The organism is Desulfobacter sp. (assembly GCF_050177295.1).
In genome coordinates this window covers 1-7730 of the sequence record NZ_JBFXHE010000207.1, presented here as the reverse complement: position 1 = coordinate 7730, position 7730 = coordinate 1, and the positions used below count along the sequence as shown (strand labels likewise).

The following is a 7730-nucleotide window of genomic DNA, read 5'->3' as shown; positions in this document are numbered from 1 at the left end:
TATTCTGCCGGCCAGCACCTGTGCAAGGTCATGATCATTCCCCTTTGAATCAATCTTACGCCATTGGGATACACTTGCCTGGGGGTCGCAGTCAACCAGCAGCACTTTTTTCCCATAAAGTGCCACAGAGGCGGATAGGTTAAGGGCTGTGATGCTCTTTCCGGTGCCACCCTTCAGTCCTGAAATAGTTAATACATGTCTCATTTTTTTATCTCTTTAGCATGCTCATAAAAAATTCATCAACGTCAAATGCTCTATTATCAGGGCTTTCATCTGTAGTCAGCAGAAGAATTCTTTTTTATTTTTGCCTTAAGATCAAAATTTTTGTGCAGTTGAAATATATTTTATCTTATATCATGATATATTTATAAAAAGCACGTAAAAACCTGTATTTGGGCAAAAACGCATATCATCCCGGATTCAGATGCCTTTATAACCTAGTATTATTCAGTCTTTCAAGACTGTTTAAAAGGAGCATTTTAAGGTTTGGCCAATGTATCCATAACCCTGTCCGGCATTACCGAGGCATTGGAAAATCTTAACTACCGCCCCGGATCTGTCAAGGATACGGCTGTTCGGGCCATATTTGCCTATTATGACTCCGAAGATAGTATTCAGGACCTTTTGTCCATTGACGGGGACAGTATTATCCGCCAGATCTGGGATGTCGGAGATGATCCTGCAAAAATAAAATCCAAAAGAAGAAATTTTTCCAGTCTTAAATCCTCCATTAATGCCGACTTGAAAAAGTTGTCCCAAAACGGCCTTAATTCTGAGGACATAACCCTGACCCAGTCCAATGTCTTTGATATGACAGAGGATGCTAAAACCAGCCTTTTGCAGTCTTTCAGTGATGCTGTAAAAACCGATGGATTTGATCTTACCAAAGCTGTTGGTGTGCTTAACGCCGTGGCTGAGTTCCTGAATAAAATTCAGTCTCCTGATGCCGACAATGAGTCCGTTGATATCATAGAAGAGATTAAAAAGGTGCTGGACCGGCTTGGCTCCGGAATCTTTGATGACCACGAAGGGGCTGGCAGTGATGGTGACGGCCCCCTCGAAGATGAGGGTGAGATTGAGGAAATTGATGATGAAGAAATCGAAGAAATCGAACTTGATGAGGATGAAGACCTTGAAGAGATAGACGAGGAACTTCTTGATGGCGATATCCAAGAGATTGATGATAATGCTGAAATAGATAATGCTGAAATAGAAGAGGTTGACGATGACGCGCTTGAGGAAGTCGAGGAGATAGATGAGGACCAGGATATCGAAGAGGTCGAACTTGACGAGGATGAAGACCTTGAAGAGATAGACGAGGAACTTCTTGATGGCGATATCCAAGAGATTGATGATGATGTTGAAATAGATGATGCTGAAATAGAAGAGATTGACGATGACGCGCTTGAAGAAGTCGAGGAGATAGATGAAGACCAGGATATCGAAGAGATAGAACTTGACGAGGATGAAGACCTTGAAACGTTGGAAGAGATTGATGAGAACACGGAAATAGAAGATGTTGAGCTTGATGATGATGAGTTCCTGGAAGAAATAGAAGACATTGAGCTTGACGAGGATCAGGAATTAGAAGAAGTTGATTTAGGTGAAGATGAAGACTTAGAATCGCTTGACGAGCTTGATGAAGAAGAACTCAAAGTTCTGGAGGAATTTAGAAAAGCCCGGGAGCTTGCCGAACAGTTTGACGATGCTTTGGGAGAGCGTGAAAGAAAATTTAATGCTTACATTAAGATCCCCGCAGGTACCTATACCATTGGTACGGACAAATCCTTGAAATCCAGTATGGCATTACAACCCTTTAATATGCCCACGGTGTATATGGGCAAATATCCGGTGACCAATGCGTTATTTGAAATTTTTATTGAACAGACCGGATATGTCACCACAGCTGAAAGAAAAGGTGTCGGAACGGTTTACCATTCCCGGTTTAAAAAACAAGGGGAAAAAGTAACCTGGAGCAAACAGGCCGGGTCTTCCACTGTTAAAGGGGCCTGCTGGTACCAGCCGCTGGGACCTGGCTCCACCCTTTACGGCAAAAGGAACCATCCCGTGGTTCAAATCAGTGTGGATGATGCCTTTGCCTATGCCGCCTGGATCGGCCGGCGTCTGCCCACGGAAGCCGAGTGGGAGGCTGCTGCCCGCACGGACATGGCTTTAAAATACCCTTGGGGCAATCAGTTTGATCCGGGAGCATTGAACATTGAATCTTCAGGCCTTGCAGATACAAGTCCTGTGGACAGCTATGACCATGCCGCCAATCTTTTCGGCATGGCTGATATGCTGGGCAATGTAATGGAATGGACAGCTGACACCCAGCCCCCCCCTTTTGCCACCCATAAAAACAAGTTGTTCAATGTGGCCAAAGGCGGGGCCTGGAATGCCAAGGACTCAGTCACCATCAGCTCCCGGGGCCTGTTCCCTTTGGACGCCACTGCCAGCATCATCGGCTTTCGATGTATATCCGAGCTTTTCCAGTAACAAGCCATGAAGGATGAGACCATGCATGAACTGGCAGACGCATATATGGATTATCTGACCATAGAAAAAGGGCTTTCTGCCAATAGTATTACAGCCTATGGAACAGATATGTCCTCATATATCAATTACCTGGGTGACAACGAAATCGAGAATATCTGCGATGCAGACACCACAGCCATTCTTGGATGGCTGGTCCACCTGACCCGCCAGGGCCTGTCAGCCAGATCCAGGGCCAGACACCTGATCTCCATCAGGGGATTTTATAAATACCTGGCAGGAGAGAAGCTGATATCCGCCAACCCCTTAAAAGATATTGATATTCCAAAAACCGGCCAGCATCTGCCGGGTGTTATCTCCGTACATGAGGTGGAACTTCTTTTGAACGCCTGTGATGCCACAACATCTAAAGGGCAAAGAAATCTTGCCATGATGGAGATCATGTACGGGGCCGGGCTTCGGGTTTCAGAGCTTGTATTTTTAAAGGTGGTTGACGTGAATCTGGACGCCGGTCTTGTCAGGGTTATGGGCAAAGGCGCCAAAGAGAGAATTGTCCCCATTGGTTCAAAGGCCAAAACAGCCGCAAGGCTTTGGCTGGACCAGGGGCGTCCCATGGAATTAAAGCAGCTTTCAAGTGACTTCCTGTTTATTGCAAGGGCAGGCAAGCCCATGACCCGCCAGGGGTTCTGGAAAATTATAAAAAAACACGCGCTTGTTGCCGGCATTGCCCGTCCTGTCTCCCCCCATACCCTGCGGCACTGCTTTGCCACCCACCTGATAGAGGGTGGGGCAGATCTGCGGTCGGTCCAGACCATGCTTGGCCATTCCGATATTTCAACCACCCAGATTTATACCCATATTTCACGGGACCACCTGATTAAAATGCATCATGAATTTCATCCCAGAAAATAGTGGCGAAAAAAAGTTTAAACCTTGCACACTTGGTACCTGGATGATAGATTCTCAACCTCGTTTAGAAAATTCCCAGGTGCTTTAGGGGATAAACAAATTTTGTTCAATGCAGATACGCCCACTTAAATAAAATGATTGATGCCATTTTAAATTCGTTAAAAAAAAATAGTCACACCATGCTTGCCATGGACAACAACTATGCCCCCAAAGCCTGGATTATTGCTGAACTGTTTTGCCGCCTGAACCAGCCTTTGGTCATTGTTTTGCCGGATGCAAAAACAGCCTGGGCGTTTATTTCCGATCTTCAATTTTTTATGCCGGCCAACCGGCAGCGCATCATTTTTTTCCCCGGCAGCCATTATCCGGGCGCCAAAAACATTTCCTTTCATAAAGATACGTCAGCCGCAAGACTTGCGGCCCTGTTCAGCATTAGTGAGACAATCCGGGACAGGTTTCTTCTGGTGACTTATGTTGATCCGCTTTTATCTTTTCTGATGCCCAGGGAAGTGATGACAAACAGTTTTGAACTTGTCATGACCAATGAAGAGATTGACAGGGCCGGGTTGCTGGAAAACCTTGAAGCAAGCGGTTATACCAGGGCCACCCTTGTTGAGGACCCTGGTGAGTATGCTGTCAGGGGCGGTATTGTTGACATATTTTCCCCGGGGCAAAAACAGCCGGTGCGCCTGGAGTTTTTCGGGGATCTTGTGGAATCCATACGCCATTTTTCTCCTTATACCCAGCGCGGCACAAAGGAACTTGCTGAAATCATGATTGTCCCGGCCACGGAAGCTGTGATCACAAAGCAAAGTTTGCCCCATGTCCAGGCCCGCCTGCGCCAGGCCGGGGCCCGGGCCGGGCTCACGGCGGACGCAATCCGGGATTACGTCAACCAGATCCGGGACAACGGGCGGTTTGACGGCATCGAGTCCATGCTGCCCATTGTGTATGATTCCCTGGGCACACTGTTTGACTACCTGCCGGAAAATACCTTTTTCATCCTGGATGATGCAGGTGTGCTGCCCACAAAGGCAACGGAGTTTCATGACAGTTTAAAGCATAATTTTAATGCCCTGGCGGATGAAAAAAGATTAAGCCTGCCACCGGAATCTGTTTGCCGGGACTGGCAGGACGCCGAAGAAAAAATTTTTGCATCTAAAACGCTTTGTTTTAAACAGATTATGCTGGAACCGGACAGGGATAAGGCAGAAATCCTTTCCCTGAAGTGTTCAGATAACCGTGCGCTGTCAGAATCCTTGCAGAATAGGACAAAAGAGACCACGCCTTTAACTCCTTTGGTGGAATGGATTGCGCAACAGCAGCAGAATGTTCAATACATTTTATTTGTGCTCAGCCAGGATGCCCAGGCAAGGCGGTTGAATGCCCTTCTTGCACCCTATGGTATAGAACCGCAATTTTGCGGGAATTTCAGTTGTCTTTCTGACAAGACGCCGGGCATCTATTTTACCGTGGGCACGTTGAGCAGCGGCTTTATCCCGGACCTGGAAAATTTCAGCATTGTGACCGAAGATGAAATCTTCGGCAGAAAACGCATCCGGCGCAGGGTGTCGGCAAGGCGGGATTTAAAAGCGGAGTTCATTGCCCCTGAAGAGCTGAAAAGTGGAGACTTTATCGTTCATATAGAACATGGGGTAGGGCGGTACGAGGGCCTGTTCAGCCTTACTGTATCCGGCATCACCCAGGATTTTATTCTGGTGGTTTACCAGGATGATGACAAGCTCTATGTTCCCGTGGACAGGATGGAGGTCATCGGCAAATACATCGGGGTGGACGGGTACACCCCTGTGCTTGATAAAATAGGATCCAGATCCTGGACAAATGCCAAGGCCAAGGCCAGGGCCGAAGTTGAAAAAATGGCAGCAGACCTGCTTGATCTGTATGCCCGGCGTAAAGTGGCCAAAGGATTTTCATTCAGCCGTCCGGATAACTATTACAATGATTTTGAAGCCGGATTTCCCTATGAAGAGACAAGGGATCAGCTCCGGGCCATAGATGATGTCCACCTGGATATGGAAAAGGATACGCCCATGGACCGGCTGGTCTGCGGGGACGTTGGCTATGGAAAAACCGAAGTGGCCATCCGGGCCGCGTTCAAGGCGGTGAACGACGGCAAACAGGTGGCCCTGGTGGTGCCCACCACCATCCTGGCCGAGCAGCACCTGAGCACGTTTCGGGACCGTTTCAAGGATTATCCGGTAATCACCGAATGTCTGTCCCGTTTCCGCACACGAAAGGAGCAGACCGATATTTTAAAAAGAACAGCTGCCGGTGCGGTGGATATTGTCATTGGTACCCACAGGCTTTTGCAAAAGGATGTGGTTTTTAAATCCCTGGGCCTTTTAATCATTGACGAGGAGCAGCGGTTCGGGGTCAAGCACAAGGAAAGGTTGAAACAGAAACGGGCTGCGGTGGATGTGCTGGCACTGTCTGCCACACCCATTCCAAGAACCCTGCACATGTCTTTGACCGGGATGCGTGATATCTCAGTGATTACCACCCCGCCTGCAGACCGTCAGCCCATAATTTCATACATCACCAAATATGAAGATGCCGTGGTCCGGGAAGCTGTTATCAAAGAACTGGACAGAAAGGGTCAGGTCTTTTTTGTCCACAACAACATCAAAACCATATTCAAGACCGCAGAAAATATACAAAAACTGATTCCCGATGCAAAGGTCGGTGTGGCCCACGGCAGATTGTCCGAAGCCGAACTTGAAAAGGTGATGGAAAAGTTCATTCATCAGCAGATCAATGTGCTGGTCTGCACCACCATTATTGAATCAGGTCTGGACATACCCAGTGCCAACACCATGATTATAGACAAGGCAGAGCGTTTCGGCCTGTCCCAGATCTACCAGCTGCGCGGCCGTATCGGCCGGGGGAACAACCAGGCTTACGCGTATCTGTTTATTTCAGATGAGTCCCAGCTCACCAAGGATGCAAGAAAGCGGCTGGCAGCACTCATGGAACACCGGGATCTTGGCTCCGGCTTCCAGATTGCCATGAAAGACCTTCAGATTCGCGGGGCAGGTACGGCCCTGGGCGCTTCCCAGTCCGGTCATATTGCAGCCGTGGGATATGATATGTTTCTGAAACTTTTGGACCACGCAGTCAAAGATATGAAGGGCGAGCATGCAACCGAGCCCCTGGAACCTGAAATCAACGCATCCATGTCTTCGGGGTTTCCTGAGGATTACATTGAATCCGTGGAGCAGCGTCTGACAATTTACCGAAGACTGTCAAGGATGACCCGGGTATCGGATATCGCAGACATGAAAAAAGAGTTGGAGGACCGGTATGGCACGCTGCCAAAACCTGCTGAAAACATGCTGCTTAAAATTATGCTGAGAATTTTTGCCATCAAGGCCGGGGTCAAACGTCTGGATGTTACCGCGGATGTGCTGGTCCTGGAGTTTTCCCCTGACCATATGACCCGCTCCCTGACTGACATTGAAACTGTGCTGAAAAAAACAGTGGCTGCAACCTTTGTCAAAAAAACATGTGTCCGGATCCAGCTTGGGAACAAACGCAGTAATATTTCAAGGGCGTTGCTTGAAACAAAGCAGATTCTTTCCTCTATTTCCGGTGCCCTTTCACCGGCATGAACCTGATCCTTGTTTGCCTAAGGTTTTTTATTTGCCCCGCTGATCTGCCATTGCTGACATTAAGGCCCGGGTGCCGGGTCCGGGCATGCCGGTGCCGATAATATGGTCATTTACCTGAACCACAGGCACAATGCCTTTGTTGGTTCCGGTGATGAACAGTTCAGAGGCAGACACCAGGGTGTCCAGGGAAATATCCTGTTCAGATACGGGAAACAGCTTTTTCCCAAGGGCCAGAACGGTTTTCCGGGTAATGCCCTTGAGCACCCCTTTTCCCGGTGTAACCAGGGTGCCGTCAAACAGGGCAAACAGATTGCTGGTGGTGCCTTCAAGAACCATGTTGTCCCGGGTCATATACAGGGCCTCCACAGCGCCCCGGGCCTTTGCCTTTTTCAAGGCCAGAACAGCAGGGATGTAATTGGTGGCCTTGGCATCGGGAATAGCACGCTGCTGGACAAAGGTGATCACTTTAACGCCTTTTGTATACCAATGGGCAGGCAGGGCAGGAATATCCGTTACCAGAACAATCAGCCGCGGATGATCAGCCGGGCTGAAAAAATCAGGGCTGGATCCGCCCGTCACAAGGATGCGGATATTGGCCTCGTCCATAGGGGCATTTTTTTCAAGAACGTTAAAAACGATTCTCTTGATCTCCGCCTTGGTCCATGCCGGTGTAAGACCGATTTTTGTGACCGATGACAA

5 protein-coding genes are annotated in these 7730 nt (G+C 48.5%); 3 read left to right on the top strand and 2 right to left on the bottom strand.

Features of this window, described 5'->3' with window-relative positions; translation table 11 throughout:
* Nucleotides 1-204: ParA family protein (locus AB7U36_RS14365; RefSeq protein ID WP_428160426.1), on the bottom strand; the 204-nt coding region annotated here is incomplete at its 3' end.
* A 282-nt stretch (nt 205-486) separates the two neighbouring features.
* Here AB7U36_RS14365 and AB7U36_RS14360 point away from each other — a divergent pair.
* The 3 genes from AB7U36_RS14360 (at nt 487) to mfd (ending at nt 7031) form a co-directional block, all read left to right on the top strand.
* Nucleotides 487-2496, top strand: a complete 2010-nt coding sequence (locus AB7U36_RS14360; protein WP_428160425.1) for a formylglycine-generating enzyme family protein — start codon at nt 487-489, stop codon at nt 2494-2496.
* Between the two features lie 21 nt (nt 2497-2517).
* A complete protein-coding gene (xerD, locus tag AB7U36_RS14355) occupies nt 2518-3405 on the top strand; it encodes a site-specific tyrosine recombinase XerD (RefSeq protein ID WP_428160424.1) in 888 nt (295 codons plus the stop codon).
* A gap of 131 nt (nt 3406-3536) precedes the next feature.
* Entirely contained in the window at nt 3537-7031 is a 3495-nt protein-coding gene (mfd, locus tag AB7U36_RS14350; protein ID WP_428160423.1) for a transcription-repair coupling factor, read from the top strand.
* Between the two features lie 27 nt (nt 7032-7058).
* Here mfd and AB7U36_RS14345 read toward each other — a convergent pair.
* On the bottom strand, nt 7059-7730 hold a 672-nt coding region (locus tag AB7U36_RS14345), incomplete at its 5' end, for an aminotransferase class IV (protein ID WP_428160422.1).

Bases quoted from the DNA above. Each gene is read 5' to 3' on its own strand.
- xerD (WP_428160424.1), top strand. From the start codon at position 2,518: ATGCATGAACTGGCAGACGCATATATGGATTATCTGACCATAGAAAAA.
- mfd (WP_428160423.1), top strand. From the start codon at position 3,537: ATGATTGATGCCATTTTAAATTCGTTAAAAAAAAATAGTCACACCATG.